The organism is Streptomyces sp. YGL11-2, assembly GCF_050054615.1.
Taxonomy (GTDB): domain Bacteria; phylum Actinomycetota; class Actinomycetes; order Streptomycetales; family Streptomycetaceae; genus Streptomyces.
The window spans coordinates 17593-36451 of sequence record NZ_JBNHIN010000002.1; the positions used below are offsets into that span (position 1 = coordinate 17593).

Sequence of the window (18859 nt, forward strand, 5' to 3'; positions counted from 1 at the left end):
CGGAGGAACGGTTCGGCGAAACGGTTCGGCGAGGTCAGGACCCGATGAGGGCCAGCTCCGGGTCCTCCCGGAGCTTGGCCAGCGCGCGGGAGACCGCGCTCTTGACCGTGCCGACCGAGACCTCCATGACCTCGGCGGTCTGCGCCTCGCTGAGGTCCTCGTAATACCTCAGGACGACCATCGCCCGCTGCCGGGCGGGCAGCCGCATCACCGCACGCCACATCGCGTCCCGCAGCCCCTGGAGCTCGGCCGGGTCGGGCGCCGGCGTCGGGTCCGGCTCCGGCAGCTCGTCGCAGGCGAACTCCTCCACCTTGCGCTTGCGCCACTGGGAGGTGCGGGTGTTGATCAGCGCACGGCGGACATAGCCGTCCAGCGCGCGGTGGTCCTCGATGCGCTCCCAGGCCACGAAGGTCTTGGTGAGCGCGGTCTGGAGCAGGTCCTCCGCATCGTTCGGGTTCGAGGACAGGGACCGCGCGGCGCGCAGCAGAACCGGTCCCCGGGCCCGTACGTAGGAGGCGAACGACGGGAACACAGCGGGGGTCGAGGCGCTGGTGCACACAGACGTGGTCATGGGCTCAACGCTAGAAGCGAAGGCGGTCCCGATGGATCGGCCCCAGGTGCCGAAGCGGCGTCCCCCTCAAGTTGTACGGGTAGGGCCCGCCTCACCTCCTCAGGGGGGAGCGGAGGCGTCGTCCCCCTAGGGTCTGTCCCAGGGGTCGGCGTCGGAATGACCCCGGGAGCGCCGAGGGTACGGACGCCCCGGCGGGGGAGGCCGCGACCGGACCACCGGGATCGCCCACGGCGGGGGACGGCGGCCGCCCGCACTACGCCCGGCCCAGGACCAGCCCCGAGGTGGGGACGCCCGTACCGGCCGTGACCAGGGCGTGGGCTGGGGTGCCGGCCTGGTTCACGCTGGTGCCGCGGAGCTGGCGCACCGCCTCGGCGATGCCGTTCATCCCGTGCAGATACGCCTCGCCGAGCTGGCCGCCGTGGGTGTTGAGCGGGAGGCTGTCGGCGGCCACGAAGCCGGCCGCCTCCCCGGGGCCGCAGAAGCCGAACTCCTCCAGCTGCATCAGCACGAACGGGGTGAAGTGGTCGTAGAGGATGGCGACGTCGATGTCGGCGGGGGTGAGCCCGGACGTGCGCCAGAGCTGGCGGGCGACGACGTTCATCTCGGGCAGGCCGGTCAGGTCGTCGCGGTAGAAGCTGGTCATCTGCTCCTGGGCGCGGCCGGCTCCCTGCGCCGCCGCCGTGATCAGCGCGGGCGGGTGCGGGAGGTCGCGGGCCCGCTCCGCGGACGTCACCACGATCGCCTGCGCGCCGTCCGTCTCCTGGCAGCAGTCCAGCAGGCGCAGCGGCTCGACGATCCATCGGGAGGCGGCGTGGTCGGCGAGGGTGATGGGCTTCCCGTGGAAGTACGCGGCCGGGTTGCGGGCGGCGTGGCGGCGGTCGGTGACCGCGACATGGCCGAAGGCGTCCGGGGTCAGGCCGTAGGTGTGCAGATAGCGCTGGGCGGCCATGGCCACCCAGGAGGCGGGGGTGAGCAGTCCGAAGGGGAGGTTCCAGCCGAGCGCGGTGCCCTCGGCGGACGGTTCGCGCTGCTGGACGCCGGAGCCGAAGCGGCGGCCGGAGCGCTCGTTGAAGGCGCGGTAGCAGACCACGACCTCGGCGAGCCCGGTGGCGACCGCCAGGGCCGCCTGCAGGACGGTGGCGCAGGCCGCACCGCCTCCGTAGTGGACGCGGGAGAAGAACGACAGCTCACCCATGCCGGCCGCCTGGGCGACGGTGATCTCCGGATTGGTGTCCATGGTGAAGGTGACCAGGCCGTCGGCGTCGGCCGGGGTCAGCCCGGCGTCGTCGAGGGCGGCGTGCACGGCCTCGACGGCGAGCTTGAGCTCGCTGCGGCCGGAGTCCTTGGAGAACTCCGTCGCGCCGATGCCGGCGATGGCGGCCCGGCCGCCGAGCGCGTCGGGGCGGTGGAGGGTCATCGGGTGGCCGCCCGGCCCTCGGCGGCGGGGACACAGACGACGACGGTGCCGGTGACGTGGTGGCCGAGGCCGTTGGCGCCGGTGACCCGCACGTGGGCGGTGTCGCCGTCGACGGCGGTGACCGTACCGCGCAACACCATGGTGTCTCCCGGGTAGTTGGGCGCGCCGAGCCGGATGGCGACCTTGCGCAGGACGGACCGGGGGCCGAAGTGGTCGGTGATGTAGCGGCCGACCAGCCCGTTGGTGGTGAGGATGTTCATGAAGATGTCCGGGGAGCCCTTCTCCCTGGCCGCCTCGGCGTCGTGGTGCACGTCCTGGTAGTCCCGCGAGGCGATGGCCCCGGAGACGATCAGGGTGCGGGTGATGGGGAGCGTCAGGGGCGGCAGCTCGTCGCCCGGGGCAGCGACGGGTGCGCCCGTGCCATCGCTCGCAGGGAGGCTCACGCCTGTTCCTCCTTCGTCAGCAACTCGCCCATGTCTTGGAGGAGTTCGGCCCCCGACCCGAAGTACGCGGCCGGCTGCCGCCCCCAGAGGAAGGGCCGGTGTACGGGATGGTCGACGTCGGCGCCGATGCCGCCGTGCAGATGCTGACCGCTGTGCACCACGCGGGTACCCGCCTCGGACGCCCACCAGGCCGCGGTCAGCGCATGCGTCCCGGCGTCCCGCCCCGCGTCCCGCCGCCAGGCCGCCTCGTGGGCGGTGAGCCGGATCGCCTCGGTGTCCCTGTACGCGTCGGCGGCCCGCTGCTCCTCCGTGGCCGTGAAGTCCATCAGCCCTCGCCTCCCCCGGCGCTCCCCCCGGGCGGGTCCGCCCGGAACACCGGCAGCTCCCACTCCCCGTCCACCGTCAGGAACGCGAGCCGCACGGGCATCCCGATGCGCACCTCCTCGCACGGCACCCCGATGACGTTGCTGACCATCCGCACGCCCTCCGCCAGCTCGATCAGCCCCACCGCGTACGGCGGATCGAAGGCGGGGAAGGGCGGATGGTGCATCACCACGTACGAGTAGACGGTGCCGGTGCCGCACGCCTCGACCGTGTCCCACTCCGCCGCGCCGCAGGCGTTGCACCCGGGCAGCCAGGGGAACCGCAGCACCCCGCAGCCGCCGCAGCGCTGGATCAGCAGCCTGCCGGCGGCGACCCCGTCCCAGAACCCGACGTTGTCCCGGTTGACGACCGGCCGCGGGCGCTTCGCCTCGGACGGTCCGCCCCGGCCGCCCTCGGGCGCCGCCCCGGACCCCTCGGTGCGCTGCGTACGCCGCGCCGCCGGGGCGTACTTGAGGATGCGGAAGCGGTGCGTCCCGGCCGGTTCGCCGTTCGCGCGGACGTCCATCCGGGTCGTGACGAAGTAGCCGGTGCCCAGCTTCGTGGTCTTGCGCCCCGAGACCGACTCGATCAGCGCGTCGAAGGTGATCGCGTCCCCGGGGCGCAGCGGACGGAGGTACTCCTGCTCGCAGTCGGTGGCGACGATCGAGGTGCAGCCGGCACCGTCGAGCAGCGCGAACAGCTCGTCGTGCGCCGTGTTGTGCCCCTGGTGCCCGGAGAGCCCGCCCATCGTCCACGCCTGGAGCATGGTCGGCGGGGCGACGGCGCCGGGCCCCCGGTAGGCGGGGTGGGCGTCCCCCATCGCCTCGCACCAGTGGCGGATCATCGGCTCGTTGACGGGGTCCCTGCCCACTCCGGAGGTGGTGGTGCCCCGGCCCTCGTAGGACTTCAGCCGCTCCTCGAAGGCGGCCCGCTCCTGCGCGGCCACCCGGGCCGCCTCGTCCCCCGCACCCGCCTCGTCCACCGTACGCGTCTCCTCCCTCACCGCCGCCCCCTCCGCATCCCCCGTCGCATCGTGGCCACGATCTCCCGTTGGACCTCGCTCGCTCCGCCCCCGAAGGTGTGGGTCTGCGCCGCGCGGTCCATCCGCTCCGACTCGCCGCCCTCATAGGCGCCCGGGGGAGCCGGTCGGCGCCGAACCGGCGCAGTACCGCACGCTGCGCCGCGGGGGCCCTCTGCCGGCCCCTCCGGCATCAACTGCCGGAGGTACGCACGGAGTTCGGCACGCAACCGCTGCTGGCGCGGGGTGGGGGCGAGGTGCACGACGGCGGGTCTCCCCTTCTGGTGGCGGCCGTGCGCCAGAGGCGCTGACGCACCCCTGCGGCCCTCGGGGCCTCCCGGCGGCCCATGGGACCGTCCGGGCGCACGAACGAGCGAGCGGGTTTCTGACTGTCCGTCAGAAACCCGCTCGCTGTCAAGGTACGCGCGGCGAACCCCAGAGCAGCCCACCGTCCGCACACGCCGTACCCCGCATCACCCCCCGGTCGGCCGCCGCACCACGGCGCGGCGGGCCGGGGTCACCAGATCTGGTCGAAGTCGATGTCGTGGTTGCCCTGGTCGATGACCGTGACGCCGGAACCGTTCACGCTGGCCGTGTTGTTCCGGTTGGACGCCCCGGGGCCGTTGGCCACCTGCTGACCGGTCGTGGAGTTCCCGTCGTTGTCGTGACCGACACCGGTCCCCACCTGGTTCGTGACGGCCGCGCTCGACCCGTTGTTCGCGAAGCCACCGTTGTCGGCCTGCGCCACACCGGTGCAGAGCGCGGCGGCAAAAGGCAACGCGAGGGCGACAGCAATGACACGGGCGGTACGGGTGCTTGCCATGTCTCTTCCTTCCAAGGAACGCGATCTCTGGCTCTGAACTCTCTGAACTGCTGCTTCGAACTGCTACTGCGCTGCTGCGTCCGAACTACTGGTCCCGGTAACGGGATCCGGCCGCCGGGCCGTGCGCCGGAACCTGGATCCAACCTCCCGGATCCCGCCCCGAACACGGGCCACGATCGCCCCCCTTTAGTCCGAACTCCGTTTGCGCACCGGGTAGTTGGCCGACCACCGCGGTACCTGCCTCGACGTCGCGACCTCAGAATTGCCCACCGAATCCCCGGCGAACCCACCGGCAACGGGCGATTCCCTCGCAAGCATGAGGAACCCCGGGTAAACCCCGACGCCCCCACTTACACCCTCTGAATGCCCCCACGACCCACTACCGGCCGTCCACCCCAAGGGAACAGCACGCCCCCGGCTCCCCGGCCCCCGGCGCACTCCCCGATCACCTCGCACGCCCTCCGATTCCCCCTTCCCTTCATCGAACATCCGTACGAAAATAGATCTATGGCCCAGCCCCGACGCCATACCGCACCGAGCACCGGAACACCGGCCGCGGCCGAGGTCCCGGAAGACCTCCCCGCCGACCTCGGCCCCTCCCCGGGCGACACCCCCGCCACCGGGCGGGCGGACGCGCACCACACCGCCCTCGCGCACGCCCTCCTGGCCGCCGAGCGCGGCTACGCCGTCATCCCCCTGACCCGCACCAAGCTCCCCGCCATCCGGTCCCCGCACCGTGACGGCCACGACCGGCCCCGCACCCCGCCCTGCCGCGGTGCCTGCGGCCGGCTCGGGCACGGCGTGCACGACGCGAGCACCGATCCGCTCACCGTCCGCCGCATGTTCGCCGCCGCCCCCTGGGCCACCGGCTACGGCATCGCCTGCGGCCGGCCCCCGCACCACCTCATCGGCGTCGACCTCGACACCAAGAACGGCGCCGACGGCCTCACCGCCCTCCACTTCGTCGCCGAGGCACACGCCTTCCCGCTCCCGCCGACCGTCACCGTCCTCACCCCGAGCGGCGGCCGGCACCTCTGGTTCACCGGCCCGCCGGTGCCACCCGTCGGCAACTCCGCCGGGCGGCTCGCCCCCGGCATCGACATCCGCGGCACCGGCGGCTATCTGGTCGGGCCCGGCTCCCTGACCACCCGCGGGCGGTATGTGCTCGCGCCGGGGACACCGCGCCGCCCGGCCCCCGTACCGCGGGCCCTGCTCGCCCTGCTCACGCCCCCGCCCGGCGCCTCCCGCCGCACACCCCCGCGCTCCGGCCCGTACGCGGACCCCGGCTCCGGCCCGCAGCAGGCCGCCGCCCTCGTACGCTTCGTCCGCGCCTCCCCCAGAGGGCAGCGCAACGCCCGCCTCTTCTGGGCCGCCTGCCGCGCCTGGGAGTCCGGACTCGGCCCGGAACTCGCCGAACGACTGCTCGCGGCGGCCCGCCACACCGGACTGCCGGACGACGAGGCCCGCGCAACCCTCGCGTCGGCGGCGTGGCACTAGGTGTGCTGTCCGGGGACGTCAGCAACGTGCGTGCGCTCTCCGCCCTACGCCCCCGGCTTCCGCGCCTCGATCAGAAACCGCGTCGTATGCGCCACGAAGGCGCCCTCGCGCCGGATCAGGGCGTCCAACTCCCGCAGCCGGTCGCGGTAGTGGTCGACCGCGAAGCCCGGCACCATCCACACCACCTTCCGCAGGAAATACACGACCGCCCCGATGTCGAAGAACTCGGTCCGCAGCGACTCCGCCCGCACCTCGACCACGTCCAGCCCCGCCGCCTGCGCATCCCGCCGCGCACTGTCGGGGTGACGGGCCCGGCGCACCTCTTCCGGCTGCGGCCCCAGGAAGTACTCCACCAGCTCGAACACGCTGGCCGGGCCGACCTGTTGGGAGAAGTACGTACCGCCCGGCCGCAGCACCCGGGCGATCTCGTCCCACCACACGGTCACCGGATGGCGGCTGGTCACCAGATCGAACGCCGCGTCCCCGAACGGCAGCGGCGGCTCGTCCTCATCGGCCACCACCACCGCGCCGAGCGGATGCAGCAAGGCCGTCGCCCTGGCGATATTCGGCGGCCAGGACTCCGTGGCCGCCATCACCCGCGGGAACGCGCCCGCCCCGGCGAGCACTTCCCCGCCCCCGGTCTGGATGTCGAGCGCGGCGGACGCCCGCGCCAGCCGCTCCCCGAGCTGCCGCTGATAACCCCACGAAGGCCGCTGCTCCGTGGCCCGCCCGGCCAGCCAGGAAAAGTCCCAGCCCGCCACCGAGACCGCGTCGGCCTCCGCCACCAATTCCTCGAACGATCGCGCCATACCCGTACGATCTCCCGCAGAACGACCCCACCGCCAGCGAATTGCGCGCCGTGCGTTCCGGTCAGGACATCAGCCGCCGCTCAGGTCGACTCCACCGACGGCTCCGGCTCCCCCCAGAACTCCGACTCCCCCGAGAACTCCGGCTCCACCGGAAGCGAAAGCTCCGGCCGGTCCCAGGCCACCGCCGGCGGATACGCCGGCACCGTCCCGATACGCCGTGCCCCCACACTCCGGTAGAAGCCCTCGGCCGGCGGATGCGAAACGATCCGCACCCGGCCGGCACCGGCCCGCCGCGCCTCGCCCCGCAGATGCTCGATCAGCAGTCGGCCGATCCCCAGCCCCTGCGCCCGGTCCGCCACGAACAGCAGATCCAGCTCCGCGGGCCCGACCGGATCCACCATCAGCGCGTAGAAACCGAGCACCTCGCCGTCGCCGCACTCGCCCCCGACGGCCACGAAGACGCGGTGCGCGGAGATGTAGTCGGGCCCCACCCGATACCCGTCCACCATTGCCGCATAAGGCCCCTCGTACGCCCCCGACGTACGCACCATCCGCGTCAGCCGCCCGGCGTCCCGCTCCTCGGCCCGCCGTATGACGACGGCGCCGCCCCGGGCCCCGCCCCGTATCCCGGACCTCCGCGAACCCATCGCCAGCACTTCCCGTCCTCAGCACCACATCGTCGACGCAGCGCCTTCGGCCGCCCGAACGCCCGCCCCGTACCTCACCCCGGGCGCCGCCGCTCCCCCACGGTATCGCCCGGCACTTCCCACACCACGCCGAGAGCCCGGGGGCAGCGAACCGGGGAGCAGCGACCACGTAGAGAGGGGAGAGGGCAGGAGGGAGAGGGGAGAGGGGCAGGAAACCCGGAGAAGAGGAAGAGGAGAGGGACAGGGAGCCCAGAGAAGAAAGGAGGGGCAGAGAACCCCGGAGCGAACCCCGCCGCCACGTGCGCGCCCGGCACCCGCCACCCTTCCGAGATTCGAACGGGTGAGCGGTATTCTTCGACTGTGGCTGACAAGCAGAAGACCCATGACTTCCCCCAGGACCTGCGGGAAGCCCAGTTGGAGCTGCACCAGGTCCAGGTCGCGCTCGCCGCCCTCTACAAGCGGCTGCCGTGGTCGGTCGTACCGCTGCCCGGCTGGACCCACACCAAGGACAACGGTCGCTTCCACGAGACCGAGCGGGCCGATTCCCCCGGCTGGAACGACGAGGAGCGGGCCGAGGTCGACGCGTTGCGCGCTCGCCAACTCGACCTGTCGGAACGCGTGGTCACCCACGACTTCTGGACCACCTGCGACGACGCCCCCAATGCCCGCGCCGCCCTCAAGCACCTCCACGACGCCGACGCGCCCGCACCCCGGGAGTAGCAGGGGCAGCAGGGTCTTCGGGCTGCTGTCCTGGTTGGCTCATGGATGAGGCGAACCATGGGCCTGCGCTGCTTCGTGCACACGATCTGGCCACGGACTTCCGGAGCCGTCGTGTGCTTTCCGGAGTCTCCCTGGAACTGCTCCCGGGCACGGTGACCGGCTTTCTGGGCGCGAACGGGGCGGGCAGGACCACAGCCATCCGCAAGATGCCCGGGTTGTTGCCGGAGGCCGGTGAAACCCTCTTCATGGGGCGGCCGTTGGCCGCATCACGACGGCAACGGCCCCCGACCGGGAGTTTCCTGGGAGTTCCCCGGTCAGGGGCCTTTTCGCTGCACTGAACTGCGGGGCCTGTGGGATGTGAACCCACGGTGGCGGCACCGCCACGACGGATTCCAAAGGAAGGCCCCCGGGCGGTATCGCATCTAGCGGGCGAACAGATCCCGTAGCGAGCCGGAGGTGCGGGGCGAGCAGGTGTTCTCCAGGCAGCCGAGGTGCCACATGTGCTCAAGCGTGGCGAGCACGGTGTAGTGGTCGGCGGGAACGTTGGAGTCCTTGTGCGGGCCGCCGTGGGAGTTGATCACGATCAGCGGCGCGTCCCCGCCGCCGAGCACGGCACCGTTCGCCCCCACCGGGCTGCCCGGCCCTCCGGAGTAGCCGGAGTAGTCGTTCTCGTCCCAGTTGATGACGATGCTGGAGTTACTCGACTTCCACGTCGGGGAGTTCATGATCTTGGTGACCGTGTCGCGGAGGAACTGGTCGCCGAGCCGGATCGCCCCATGGTCGAGGCCGGAGCTGGGGGTACCGCAGTCGGGGAGACCGACGATCGCCGCGGCGGCCGGGGATATCCCGTGCATGTCGTGGCACTGGTCCGGGCTGATCCAGGAGAAGTCCGGAACCGCGCCCGAGGCCAGGTCCGCATCGAAGTTCTTCTCCAACGGCACAACCCGCTTCAGCCGGGGGTTGCCCGGAGAGTTGATGTCCGAGAAGTACATGAACGGGTTGTGCTTCTGCGCGTACAGCTTCACCGTGGTGCCGTTGACGTTGCCCGGCGCGTACTCGCCCTCGAAGCCCGCCTGCGGCATGGACTGCATGTACGCCTTCCAAGTCCGCCCCTTCGCCTCCAGCTGGTCGACGAGGTTACGGCCGGAGAACATGTGCGGCGTCTTGCTCGCGCTGGCCACCTGTGCGGGCGTCAGTGAAGCGGAGTCGGTCGCGTCGCCCGAACCCGGGACGAACTCCTCCGGGGAACAGGTCACCGCCGCTCCCGCCTTGCAGTCGTCCCAGATGCCCTGGAACGACCCGGAGAAGGCGGACAGGTAGTTGGGCAGGCTGGGGTGGGTGACCCCATGAAAATTCGACGCGGTGTTGTATTTATCGGCGAGCTGGTTGATATAGGGCGCATCGGCGTTATTGCCGATGATCTGGGACTTCCCGTGATTCTCCATCATGATGTAGAAGACGTGCTGTGGCACACCCTCACCCTGCCGCGGCTCGGCAGGCGACGCGGCGGCCACCCCCATGAAGGCGCCCCCCATCACCAGCGCCGCCGCAGCAGCGCCCGCCGTGGTCTGCTTCCAACCGAAGGCCGTTTTGCGCATGCTCCACACTCCAGTCACCGAACGTTGTCGGCAGGCAGACTGGCAGCACGCGCCGAACCGTTCGAGACACGCCCCGTGAACACTGCGCGAAGCACACACGAACAGGGTCCGAAACCAGTGGACACGTCGCTGGGCTGGCACGTCTGCCCCGGGGCGCCGTAGTCCAGCCCCGTTAACCGCCCTGACGCGCCAGTGCGCCGACTCGACTGACAAGGACGCGGGGTGATGGATCGTCAAGAACTCCACCCCCTAACGGCGCTGAGATGCCAGAGGGACCCGCGCATCCCATCCTCCGCTTCAACTCGGATCTCGCTTCCCGCAGTTGCCCGAGTTCCGCGCGTTCGGCGGTGCTCAACCGGTCATCCCGCCCACCGCGGTCGGCCAGTTGCGAGTGGTAGACGCCCGCAACTTGTTCTTTCGGAGGCCCAAGTCCGGGCTCAACGCGTCCGCAGGGGGAAGAGCGTCAGATCGGAACCGAAGGGCGTCACATCGGAACCGAGTCGGAACCGATGTTTCAGGGTCCGCTCCTCAGCGGAGGAGCGAACCCTCTACATGCACCAAAGGCATGAATAGGACCTATGCCCATTTGGCATGTAGAAAAGGATCTCGGCAGCGCGGGCTGGACCGCCCAGCTGCCGACGACCAGCCCTGTACAGCGGGGCTTCCTTCTACAAGGGGGTATCGACCCATGCGCAGACACCTTCTGCGTGGCGCATTCATATCGCTGCTCACCGCGTCCGCCGTGGCGGGCCTGGTTCCGACGGCCACCGCCGCACCTGCCGAGGCCACGGAAACGGTCAACTGCGAGCCGCTCCAGGACGCGGGCGTGACCATGCTGGGCACCGGCCGGAAACTCGCGTCCGGAGACAGCCTGACCAGTCGCAGCAAGACCACCAGACTGGTGATGCAACCCGACGGCAATCTGGTCCTCTACGCGGTGACCACTCCGGGCGGTCCCAAGCACCCCCTCTGGAACAGCAAGACGTGGGGCAACCCCGGTGCGTATGCGGTGATGCAGACCGACGGCAACTTCGTGGTCTACCGCAAGGGCGGCGGTGCGAAGACCGGCGGCGCCCTCTGGAGCAGCAAGACCTACCGTGCCACCGACGCCAAGCTGCGCCTGGAGTCCGACGGCAATCTGTCCGTCTGGGGTGATGAAGGCGCGTGGATCAAGTGGTCCTCCAGCACACGTGAGCTCTCCCCCACGCGGTGCGCGCCCTACCCGTCGGCCCCGTACCAGAGCATGTGGGGCGGGGACTGGGCTCAGTCGGCCACGGTCTGGCTGGTGTTCCAGGAGGACGGCAACCTCGTCATCTACCGCAAGCGCGACGGCAAGGCCATCTGGAACAGCGGGACGTACGGCAAGGACGCCTGGACCTTTGACGTGGCCGCCAACGGTGACGTCGGGATCCATCCCCGAGATGTCTCCACGTGGCTGTGGCACACCGGCACCGCGGGCAACTACGGCGCTTACGCCCTGCTTCAGGACGACGGCAACTTCGTGGTCTACCGCAAGGGCGGCGGACCGAAGACGGGTGGCGCTCTCTGGGCCACCGGCACGTGGAAGAACGTCTGACGGATCCCCGCACGATTCCCGCACGACCAGGCATGGGCGTGGCTCGCCTGGTGAGGGTGACGGCAACCCTGACGCCAACAGCCGCGCACGGGAGCCGATCGCAGCGGACGGTGGCACGTGCATACCTCGGGCGGCCAGGTGGAGGCGCCGCACAGTCCTGCCCCAAGCTACGGATCACAAGGTCGCGGACTCGCCCCTGAAGCACAGGGCTGAGTCAGAACCTCTGAACGTGCCAGATCCGTGCCAGACGCGGCGGTAGAACGCGGTCGGGAACGGTCACCCACGGATGCACGGCGATCGGGAAAGCAGCAGGCCCCCGACCGAAGTTACTGGTCAGGGGCCACTTCTCAGTGCTTCACCTGCGGAGGCTGTGGGATTTGAACCCACGGTGACGTTGCCGCCACGACAGTTTTCAAGACTGTTCCCTTAGGCCGCTCGGGCAAGCCTCCCCGCGGCACCGGAGTGCGGTGTCGCGGGGTTCAGACTAGCGCGTCACTTGTCGCCCGTGCGCTGCCCCAGGGTGACCTGGGCGGTGTGCTCCTTGCCGCCGCGCTTGTAGGTGAGGGTGACGTGGTCGCCGGGCTTGTGCTGCCAGATCTCGCTGATGAGGGTCGGGCCGCTGTCGATGATGGTGCTGTCGAGCTTGGTGATGGTGTCGCCGGGCTGGAGCCCCGCCTTGGCCGCCGGGCCGTTCGGGGTGACCGAGTCGGAGCCGGTGTTGCCGGTCTGGGCGATGGTCGCGCCGTCGCCGCTCTCCTTCATGCCGACCTGGACACCTATCTGCGGATAGACCGGCTGGCCCGTCCTGATCAGGTCCTCGGCGACCCGCCTGGCCTGGTCGATGGGGATCGCGAAGCCCAGGCCGATGCTGCCGGACTGCTGATCGCCGCCCAGGCCGCCGCCGTTGCCGGCCGACTGGATGGCGGAGTTGATGCCGATGACGTTGCCGCCGGCGTCCAGCAGCGGGCCGCCGGAGTTGCCGGGGTTTATCGAGGCGTCGGTCTGGAGGGCGCTCATGTACGAGGCGCTGGTGCCGCCGCCGTCGCTGGAGGCCACCGGGCGGTCCTTGGCGCTGATGATGCCGGTGGTGACCGTGCCGGACAGGCCGAACGGTGCGCCGATCGCGATCGTGGCGTCGCCGACCTGCACATTGGCGGACTTGCCGAGCGGGAGCGGGTTGAGCGTGGCGCCCGAGGCGTTCTTGAGCTTGATGACGGCGACGTCGTAGCCCTGGGCGTGGCCGATGACCTCGGCGTCGTACTTCTTGCCGTTGGAGAACGTCGCGGTCAGCCGGCCGCCGTCGGCCGCGCTGGCGACGACGTGGTTGTTGGTGAGGATGTGGCCCTGCTTGTCGTAGACGAAGCCGGTGCCGGTGCCGCCGTCGCCGCTGGCGCCCTGCGCTTCGATGGTGACGACGCTGGGCAGCGCCCGCTGCGCTATCCCGGAGACGGAGGTGGGCTTGCGGTTCAGCGCCCCGGGGTCACCGGACGCGGAGACCGTCGTCGAGGAGCTGTCGTTGCGGCCCGCGGCCCAGTAGCCCACACCGCCGCCGACGCCGCCCGCGACCAGCGCGGCGACCAGCAGGGTGGCGACGAAGCCGCCGTTGCGCTTCGGGGCCGCCGGGTACGCGCCGGGCACGGCCCACGGGTCGCCGCCGTGCGGGGGCGCTCCCCAGCCGCCGCCCGCCGCACCGTGCCCGGCCGCGGCGTACGGGGTGGGGGGCGGCGGCAGCGGCGAGCCCTGGGCGCCGGGCGGCTGCGGCGGCTGGTGGGGCTGCGCCGGGGTGCCGTCGGCAGGCATCGGCGGCAGCTGCTGCGTACGGTCCTGGTCGGCCGGACCGGCGCCCTCGCGCCCGCCGGCCTGCGGGGCGAAGTCCGGCGGCGGGGGTGCCGCGGGGGGCGTGGCGGGGGCGGGCGGGGCGTCCTGAGTCCGGTCGCCGGAGGCGGACGCGGGGGCGCTGTCCGACTGCGGCCCGGTCGGCGGCTTCGCCTCCGACGGGACGCCGGCTCCCTCGTTCTCGGTGCTCACAGCTCTCTCCTCAGTCAGCTCGCTTCACGGTCTTGCCGGCCCGGGGGGCGGAGCCCGGTACTCCAGCATCCGGGATCCCGCCGCTCCGGGCGAGTCCCGGCCGTCTCGGCCGGTCCGCCCCGACGTTTCCGGCCACCGCACGCGGAAGGGGATCCGGGACCCGGGCCGGGCCCCGATCGCGGCCCGCTCCCCGTCACGGCGGCGCCGGAACAGCGCTCCGACCAGCACAGCCGAGTCTCCGCCCCAGCCTTTCCCATCGCCCGTCAGAGCACCGTAAGCCGAGCCTGTGACTTGTCTCCCCACCCTTTACGCCAGACGTACCGAATCTCCGGCATTGCCCGCATCAGCGACATAGCTGATATTGCGTGCATTGTCGACATCAGCGACATCAGCGGCATCGGCGGTTTTGGCGAAATCAGCGGACCGGCGATACCGGCGACATCCGATGCAAAAGTACCTGCGGTCGCGTACGGGCAGGCCAGGACCCCTGCGGCGGCCAGGCCCGGCGCGGCGGATGGCACGATAACGCGGTGACCTATGCACGCCCCGCCCAGGACGCCCGTCCGGGTCGTCCCGCTATTTCCGTCATCGCCCATCGCGGCGCCTCCGAAGACGCGCCGGAGCACACCCTGGCCGCCTACCGCAAGGCCATCGAGGACGGTGCGGACGCCCTGGAGTGCGATGTCCGGCTGACCGCCGACGGCCACCTGGTCTGCGTGCACGACCGGCGGGTGAACCGGACGTCCAACGGGCGCGGCGCGGTCTCCGCGCTGGAGCTGGCCGATCTCGCGGCGCTCGACTTCGGGTCCTGGAAGGACGACCTGGCGGCGGCGGGCCGGCCCGTGGACCCGTCGGAGGAGCCGGACCGGCAGACCGACGACCCCGAGCGGACGTCCGTACTGACGCTGGAGCGGCTGCTGGAACTGGTCGCGGACGCGGACCGGCGGGTCGAGTTGGCCATCGAGACCAAGCACCCGACGCGCTGGGCCGGGCAGGTGGAGGAGCGGCTGGTCGAGCTGCTCGCCCGCTTCGGCCACACCAAACCGGGCACCGGTGCCGACTGGACCTCCCCGGTCCGGGTCATGAGCTTCTCGGCGCGCTCGCTGCACCGCGTACGGGCCGCGGCGCCGGACATCCCCGGCGTCTACCTGATGCAGTTCCTCACCCCGCGCCACCGCGACGGCCGGCTGCCGCCCGGTGTGGGCATCGCGGGCCCCGGCGTCCGCATCCTGCGCGCGCACCCCGAATACGTCGCCAGGGCCCACCGGGCGGGCCACCAGGTCCACGTCTGGACGGTCAACGACCCGTCCGATGTCGAGCTGTGCCAGGAGTTGGGCGTGGACGCGGTCATTACGAACCGGCCCAAAGAGGTACGAAGGCAACTCGGCCTTGGGTAAGGCCCGTCACAGGGTGTGCCCCGGCGCATTCGGCACGTATGCGCCGGTGTCGAGTGCGTCACCACGTGCCGATTGGCCGGTTTCCGGTCCAGTCCATTGGGGCATTCATCCCGTGGCGTGGGGCAAAGGAGGTCTCGGGGGTGGCGTTGGTGGTGGCACAAGAGGTGCCGACGTCGTCGATCATGGCCGTACCTCATGGTCCAGCGGGTGTGGGCACGGCCAGGCGACGCATGCGAGAAGAGCTGTTGGCAAGTGGAGTTCAGGACACCGTCGTCGATGACGCGGTGCTGGTCCTTTCGGAACTGCTGAGCAATTCCTGCCGACATGCACGTCCGATAGACGAAGACCGGTCGCCATACGCGGACCGGTCACCGGAGTCCGTTCCGGACGCCGCGCGGGAACGGTCCCAGGGCGCACCGTCCGCCTGCATCCGCGCCTCCTGGCGCATCGACGGCCAGGGCCGGCTGATCGTCGCGGTCACCGACGGCGGCGGTCCGACCCGCCCGGTTCCGGCCACTCCTTCGGTCACCGCGCACGGCGGCCGGGGACTGGCGATCATCCGCTCGCTCGCCAAGGACTGGGGCGTCCGCGACACCACGCCCGGCGAGGTGACGGTCTGGGCCGCACTGTCCCTTCAGGGCGCTTTCGCTACGCGCGTGGACCTGACGGCCGATCTCCCGCTCTCGCTCCGGAAGAACGGGACGAACCGGACCGGCCACAACAGCCTGCCGCCGCACCGGACTCCGGGCCTGGCGTTCCCGGACTTCGACGATCTGACGTGACGGCGATCCGGCCCGCCGCCCGGCCGGCATGACGGGGTGACGGGCTCCCGCGAGGGGCCGACGCGGCGGCGGGACCGCCGCGGTCGCGGCACGCCGCACCCGGTCGGCGCCTGTGCCACACCTGCGTACGCGATCCTCTAGGCTCGCGCCGAAACGCGTCCGTACGTCCGGATCGACCAGGAGAGACACCGTCGCCATGGCCAAGAAACGCCGTCCCCAGCCCCAGGCCGCCGCAGCACAGTTCAAGGGCGGCGAGGTGCCCGTGGTCGGCGCCCGGGAACCCTGCCCGTGTGGTTCCGGCCGCCGTTACAAGGCATGTCACGGGCGGCTGGCGGCACATGCCGCCACCGAGCTCGTCCAGCGGCCGTTCGAGGGCCTGCCCGGCGAGTGCGACTGGGTGGCGCTGCGCGAGCTGGTGCCCGCCGCCACCGCCGAGTTGACGCTGAAGGGCGGGCTCCCGGAGGGCGTGCCCTCGGTGACGCTGGCGACCGTGCTCCCGATGGCCTGGCCGGCGCTGCGCCGGGACAACGGCGCGGTGCTGCTCGGCCTCCAGAACGACACCGCGTCGGGGGACATCAGCCGGGATCTCGCCGACACCCTCCAGCGCGCGCTGACCACCGAGCCGGGCAATCCGGTCGCCGCCGGGCGGCCCGCCGCCGACGGGCCGCGGCTCCAGGATCTGCTCGACCTGGACGCACCTTTTGAGCCGATCGTCCACACCGGCTTCGAGTTCTGGGTGGAGAACGCCGAGAACGCCACCGGCGAGGTCGCCGCCTCTCTGGAACGAGCCAACGCCGCGGCCATCCCGACCTCCCGGATCCCCGGCCTGGAGGGCGCGTACTGGTGCGAGGCCCCGGAGAAGAACCACCTGCGCTGGGTCACCTCGCACCCGGAGGAGAAGCTGCTCGACGCCCTCGCCCGGCTGCACGCGGCCGGCGCCGCCTCGCTGGGCGAAGGCACCCGGCTGGTCGGCTCGTTCCGGGCCCACGGCCTGGTCGTGCCGGTCTGGGACCTGCCGTCCTCCATGGGCGCCGAGGACGTCGCCGGACCGGCCGCGGCCTTCGAGGAGAGGCTGGCCAAGGCACTCGCCACGGACACCCCGCTGACCCCGGAGGAGCGCCGCTCGCGCGGTGGGCTCACCAACCGTCAGGTCACCCTGAGCTGACAGTGACGCGGCGATGACGACGAAGCGATCATGGAAGTGACGCCTGTCACAGCTCTCGGCGCAACTCCCGGTACCTTCCGGTAAATCGGCGTCCGGAATTCCACGATCGAATTTGCGAACCGCCGATCTCTTGTTACGGTTCTAGAAGCCCGGTCGCTGGTGCATCCCCCGTCGCCAGCGACCGGGCGCTTCCATGCCCGGCGCCGGACGCTCCTCCTGGGCGCCGGCCGGGGCCGTCAGTGCCCCGTGCCCTTCCCGCCCGGCCCCGAATCCCCGCCGCCCGGCGCCGAGTTGCCGCCGGAGCGCAGCAGCAGCCGCTCCCCCGCCGCGTCGGAGACCTCCGCCACCGCGCCGTACAGAAGCCCGGCCTTGCGGACGGTCGTGCCGCTCGGCGTCTCGCAGACACCCGGCTCGTCGCCCGCCGGTACGTCGCAGTTCACCTGGACCGTCCGGCCGTCCGGACGCAGCAGCGTCAACACGGTGCGCAGTGGTTCACCCGTCGTGTTCCGGTAGTACGTGCGCCCCCAGGTCCGCCCGTTCTCGGCGAGGACGCAGGTCTGGGCCGTGACGCCCTGCGGGGCGGTGAGTTCGGGGCCGCAGTGGGTGGTGCGGGCACCGGCGAAGAGCGGGAGGCCGAGCTCGGCGAGCGGGTCGGCGGCGCTCCGGGGCGCGCCGGTCCGCCGGACGGCCTTGTCATGGTCCGCTCCGCCGGCGGTCGACACGGCCTTCGCGGCGGGGCGTTCCGCGGATGCGTCCGGCGCGCCGGAGGTGAACAACGTATCCACCGGGCCCGCCGTCGCGGCGGCCAGAGGAACGACGAGGGCGAGCACGGCGGTGCCGGCGAGCCCGGTGAGGCGGAGAATCCGCGCACGCTGCATGGGACCCACTTGCGAGAGATACGAGGGATGCGGTGAACGCACAGGACGGCGAGGCAGGTGAAGAAAGTGAAGAAAGTGCCGTCGGCACTGCCGGACGGTGCGCCGAACCTATCGGGCCGCGGGGGTGGCACCGGGTGCCCGCACACCCATTTTCCGTAGTCGGACGGGCCCCTCACACCCGTACGGATGAATCGGGCGCGTGCGCCTCCCGGCCACCCGTCCTCCCCCCGTACGGCCTCCGCTCAGTACGCGAGCCGGCTGCCGCCGTCCGGCGTGCCGGTGCTCGCCGTGACCAGCGCGTCGACGATCGTGGCCACCTTCGGCAGCCAGGGCGCGGCCGGGGTGGCGGCCGGCGGGCGCTCCCAGCGGACCTTCCCGGCGCCGGTCGGGGAGGGCGGGAGCACCAGATAGCCGCCCTCGCCGTGGAAGCGCAGCGAGCTGGGCACCCAGTCCTGGGAGTGCAGCAGCTCGCCCAACTCCGGTAGCCCGTACGGCGATACGAGCAGCGACCAGCGGGTGGGGGTGGCCACCACCGGGCCGGTGCGCACGCCGAAGTGGTCCAGGGCGGCCAGTGCGCGGGCCCCGGCGACGGCCGGGAGGCTGACCGCGCACGGCGCGCGGCCCCCGGTGGCGAGGACGACCGGGGCATCGGGGCGGTTGGCCCACCACCAGCGCACCATCCGGGCGTCGGTGGTGGCCGCCAGCAGGCCGGGGTCGAAGGGGTGCGCGCCGGGCACCACGCAGTCCGGGTCGGGGCAGCTGCACCGGCGGGCGGCCCGCTCGCCGAGGCCGAGCCGGGCGCCGCCCGACGGGCGGGCGGGAGGCCGGAGTCCCACGCCCGGGAGTACGGGCCATTGCCACTCGGTGGCGCAGTGGAGCGCCGCGCCGAGCAGCGCCGACCTGCCGCTGCGCCGGAACAGGGGCTTGCGTCGCCTTCCGAGGATCTCGCGCATGAGCGCTCGTTCCTTTCCGTAAACGCCGAGGGCTGGTCCATCGCACTGCATGCCGGTGCCTGGGCACCGTCGCGCATGCCGTTCACATGCCGTTGTGCTGCGTCAGGCCAGTACGTCGTGGTGCTGCGGCCTGGGTCATGCGGTTCGGTCGGCCGACCTGGTTGTGCGACCCGG

The 18859-nt window shown here is 71.8% G+C and carries 18 protein-coding genes, 1 tRNA gene and 2 pseudogenes; 7 read left to right on the forward strand and 14 right to left on the reverse strand.

Annotated elements, in window-relative coordinates:
• Positions 1 to 34: 34 nt before the first annotated feature.
• From ACO1BR_RS02385 to ACO1BR_RS02415, 7 genes and pseudogenes are all read right to left on the reverse strand, one after another.
• A complete protein-coding gene (locus tag ACO1BR_RS02385; protein WP_159509340.1) occupies positions 35 to 571 on the reverse strand; it encodes a SigE family RNA polymerase sigma factor in 537 nt (178 codons plus the stop codon).
• Positions 572 to 824: 253 nt separating this feature from the next.
• Positions 825 to 1988, reverse strand: coding sequence for a lipid-transfer protein (locus tag ACO1BR_RS02390; RefSeq protein ID WP_426793352.1), 1164 nt, complete (start codon positions 1986 to 1988; stop codon positions 825 to 827).
• Positions 1985 to 2431, reverse strand: coding sequence for a MaoC family dehydratase (locus ACO1BR_RS02395; RefSeq protein WP_426793353.1), 447 nt, complete (start codon positions 2429 to 2431; stop codon positions 1985 to 1987). The genes ACO1BR_RS02390 and ACO1BR_RS02395 overlap by 4 nt, the downstream gene beginning before the upstream one ends.
• A pseudogene (locus ACO1BR_RS02400) lies at positions 2428 to 2730 on the reverse strand (acyl-CoA dehydrogenase family protein); the annotation flags it as partial. The pseudogene ACO1BR_RS02400 and the gene ACO1BR_RS02395, both read right to left, overlap by 4 nt.
• 26 nt (positions 2731 to 2756) lie before the next feature.
• The gene (locus ACO1BR_RS02405) at positions 2757 to 3740 is read right to left on the reverse strand and encodes a bifunctional MaoC family dehydratase N-terminal/OB-fold nucleic acid binding domain-containing protein (protein ID WP_426793710.1); all 984 of its coding nucleotides are present in this window, start codon (positions 3738 to 3740) and stop codon (positions 2757 to 2759) included.
• Between the two features lie 53 nt (positions 3741 to 3793).
• Positions 3794 to 3928, reverse strand: a pseudogene (locus ACO1BR_RS02410) (acyl-CoA dehydrogenase); the annotation flags it as partial.
• Between the two features lie 401 nt (positions 3929 to 4329).
• On the reverse strand, positions 4330 to 4635 hold the full coding sequence (locus ACO1BR_RS02415) for a hypothetical protein (protein ID WP_426793354.1): 306 nt from the start codon (positions 4633 to 4635) through the stop codon (positions 4330 to 4332).
• A 507-nt stretch (positions 4636 to 5142) separates the two neighbouring features.
• Here ACO1BR_RS02415 and ACO1BR_RS02420 point away from each other — a divergent pair.
• The gene (locus ACO1BR_RS02420) at positions 5143 to 6132 is read left to right on the forward strand and encodes a bifunctional DNA primase/polymerase (RefSeq protein ID WP_426793355.1); all 990 of its coding nucleotides are present in this window, start codon (positions 5143 to 5145) and stop codon (positions 6130 to 6132) included.
• A 44-nt stretch (positions 6133 to 6176) separates the two neighbouring features.
• Here the strand turns inward: ACO1BR_RS02420 and ACO1BR_RS02425 are convergent, their stop codons facing one another.
• Both ACO1BR_RS02425 and ACO1BR_RS02430 read right to left on the reverse strand, forming a co-directional pair.
• Complete coding sequence (locus ACO1BR_RS02425) at positions 6177 to 6941, reverse strand: methyltransferase domain-containing protein (protein ID WP_426793356.1); 765 nt, start codon at positions 6939 to 6941, stop codon at positions 6177 to 6179.
• A gap of 80 nt (positions 6942 to 7021) precedes the next feature.
• Positions 7022 to 7588, reverse strand: coding sequence for a GNAT family N-acetyltransferase (locus ACO1BR_RS02430; protein WP_426793357.1), 567 nt, complete (start codon positions 7586 to 7588; stop codon positions 7022 to 7024).
• Positions 7589 to 7948: 360 nt separating this feature from the next.
• On the opposite strand from ACO1BR_RS02430, the gene ACO1BR_RS02435 reads away from it, so the two are divergent.
• Positions 7949 to 8308, forward strand: coding sequence for a hypothetical protein (locus ACO1BR_RS02435; RefSeq protein WP_426793358.1), 360 nt, complete (start codon positions 7949 to 7951; stop codon positions 8306 to 8308).
• A gap of 41 nt (positions 8309 to 8349) precedes the next feature.
• On the forward strand, positions 8350 to 8646 hold the full coding sequence (locus ACO1BR_RS02440) for an ATP-binding cassette domain-containing protein (RefSeq protein WP_426793359.1): 297 nt from the start codon (positions 8350 to 8352) through the stop codon (positions 8644 to 8646).
• Between the two features lie 84 nt (positions 8647 to 8730).
• Here ACO1BR_RS02440 and ACO1BR_RS02445 read toward each other — a convergent pair whose 3' ends face one another.
• Positions 8731 to 9906, reverse strand: a complete 1176-nt coding sequence (locus ACO1BR_RS02445) for an alkaline phosphatase family protein (RefSeq protein WP_426793360.1) — start codon at positions 9904 to 9906, stop codon at positions 8731 to 8733.
• 688 nt (positions 9907 to 10594) lie between these two features.
• On the opposite strand from ACO1BR_RS02445, the gene ACO1BR_RS02450 reads away from it, so the two are divergent.
• Positions 10595 to 11482: a hypothetical protein gene (locus ACO1BR_RS02450; protein ID WP_426793361.1), complete on the forward strand. Its 888-nt coding sequence runs from the start codon at positions 10595 to 10597 to the stop codon at positions 11480 to 11482.
• Positions 11483 to 11844: 362 nt separating this feature from the next.
• On the opposite strand, the gene ACO1BR_RS02455 is transcribed toward ACO1BR_RS02450, so the two are convergent.
• Positions 11845 to 11931 (reverse strand) — tRNA-Ser (locus ACO1BR_RS02455).
• Positions 11932 to 11974: 43 nt separating this feature from the next.
• The gene (locus ACO1BR_RS02460) at positions 11975 to 13510 is read right to left on the reverse strand and encodes a S1C family serine protease (protein ID WP_426793362.1); all 1536 of its coding nucleotides are present in this window, start codon (positions 13508 to 13510) and stop codon (positions 11975 to 11977) included.
• A gap of 530 nt (positions 13511 to 14040) precedes the next feature.
• On the opposite strand from ACO1BR_RS02460, the gene ACO1BR_RS02465 reads away from it, so the two are divergent.
• The 3 genes from ACO1BR_RS02465 to ACO1BR_RS02475 all read left to right on the forward strand — a co-directional run bounded on the left by ACO1BR_RS02465 (position 14041) and on the right by ACO1BR_RS02475 (position 16854).
• A complete protein-coding gene (locus ACO1BR_RS02465; RefSeq protein ID WP_426793363.1) occupies positions 14041 to 14907 on the forward strand; it encodes a glycerophosphodiester phosphodiesterase family protein in 867 nt (288 codons plus the stop codon).
• A gap of 230 nt (positions 14908 to 15137) precedes the next feature.
• Positions 15138 to 15689 (forward strand): ATP-binding protein, encoded by a 552-nt coding sequence (locus ACO1BR_RS02470; RefSeq protein WP_426793364.1) that lies wholly within the window; start codon positions 15138 to 15140, stop codon positions 15687 to 15689.
• A 196-nt stretch (positions 15690 to 15885) separates the two neighbouring features.
• Positions 15886 to 16854 (forward strand): DUF5926 family protein, encoded by a 969-nt coding sequence (locus ACO1BR_RS02475; protein WP_426793365.1) that lies wholly within the window; start codon positions 15886 to 15888, stop codon positions 16852 to 16854.
• A gap of 236 nt (positions 16855 to 17090) precedes the next feature.
• On the opposite strand, the gene ACO1BR_RS02480 is transcribed toward ACO1BR_RS02475, so the two are convergent.
• Both ACO1BR_RS02480 and ACO1BR_RS02485 read right to left on the reverse strand, forming a co-directional pair.
• Complete coding sequence (locus tag ACO1BR_RS02480; RefSeq protein WP_426793366.1) at positions 17091 to 17732, reverse strand: hypothetical protein; 642 nt, start codon at positions 17730 to 17732, stop codon at positions 17091 to 17093.
• Between the two features lie 242 nt (positions 17733 to 17974).
• Positions 17975 to 18685: a bifunctional DNA primase/polymerase gene (locus tag ACO1BR_RS02485; RefSeq protein ID WP_426793367.1), complete on the reverse strand. Its 711-nt coding sequence runs from the start codon at positions 18683 to 18685 to the stop codon at positions 17975 to 17977.
• Positions 18686 to 18859: the final 174 nt, after the last annotated feature.

Bases quoted from the DNA above. Each gene is read 5' to 3' on its own strand.
- ACO1BR_RS02385 (WP_159509340.1), bottom strand. From the start codon at position 571: ATGACCACGTCTGTGTGCACCAGCGCCTCGACCCCCGCTGTGTTCCCG.
- ACO1BR_RS02390 (WP_426793352.1), bottom strand. From the start codon at position 1,988: ATGACCCTCCACCGCCCCGACGCGCTCGGCGGCCGGGCCGCCATCGCC.
- ACO1BR_RS02415 (WP_426793354.1), bottom strand. From the start codon at position 4,635: ATGGCAAGCACCCGTACCGCCCGTGTCATTGCTGTCGCCCTCGCGTTG.
- ACO1BR_RS02420 (WP_426793355.1), top strand. From the start codon at position 5,143: ATGGCCCAGCCCCGACGCCATACCGCACCGAGCACCGGAACACCGGCC.
- ACO1BR_RS02425 (WP_426793356.1), bottom strand. From the start codon at position 6,941: ATGGCGCGATCGTTCGAGGAATTGGTGGCGGAGGCCGACGCGGTCTCG.
- ACO1BR_RS02430 (WP_426793357.1), bottom strand. From the start codon at position 7,588: ATGGGTTCGCGGAGGTCCGGGATACGGGGCGGGGCCCGGGGCGGCGCC.
- ACO1BR_RS02440 (WP_426793359.1), top strand. From the start codon at position 8,350: ATGGATGAGGCGAACCATGGGCCTGCGCTGCTTCGTGCACACGATCTG.
- ACO1BR_RS02445 (WP_426793360.1), bottom strand. From the start codon at position 9,906: ATGCGCAAAACGGCCTTCGGTTGGAAGCAGACCACGGCGGGCGCTGCT.
- ACO1BR_RS02450 (WP_426793361.1), top strand. From the start codon at position 10,595: ATGCGCAGACACCTTCTGCGTGGCGCATTCATATCGCTGCTCACCGCG.
- ACO1BR_RS02470 (WP_426793364.1), top strand. From the start codon at position 15,138: ATGCGAGAAGAGCTGTTGGCAAGTGGAGTTCAGGACACCGTCGTCGAT.
- ACO1BR_RS02475 (WP_426793365.1), top strand. From the start codon at position 15,886: ATGGCCAAGAAACGCCGTCCCCAGCCCCAGGCCGCCGCAGCACAGTTC.
- ACO1BR_RS02480 (WP_426793366.1), bottom strand. From the start codon at position 17,732: ATGCAGCGTGCGCGGATTCTCCGCCTCACCGGGCTCGCCGGCACCGCC.
- ACO1BR_RS02485 (WP_426793367.1), bottom strand. From the start codon at position 18,685: ATGCGCGAGATCCTCGGAAGGCGACGCAAGCCCCTGTTCCGGCGCAGC.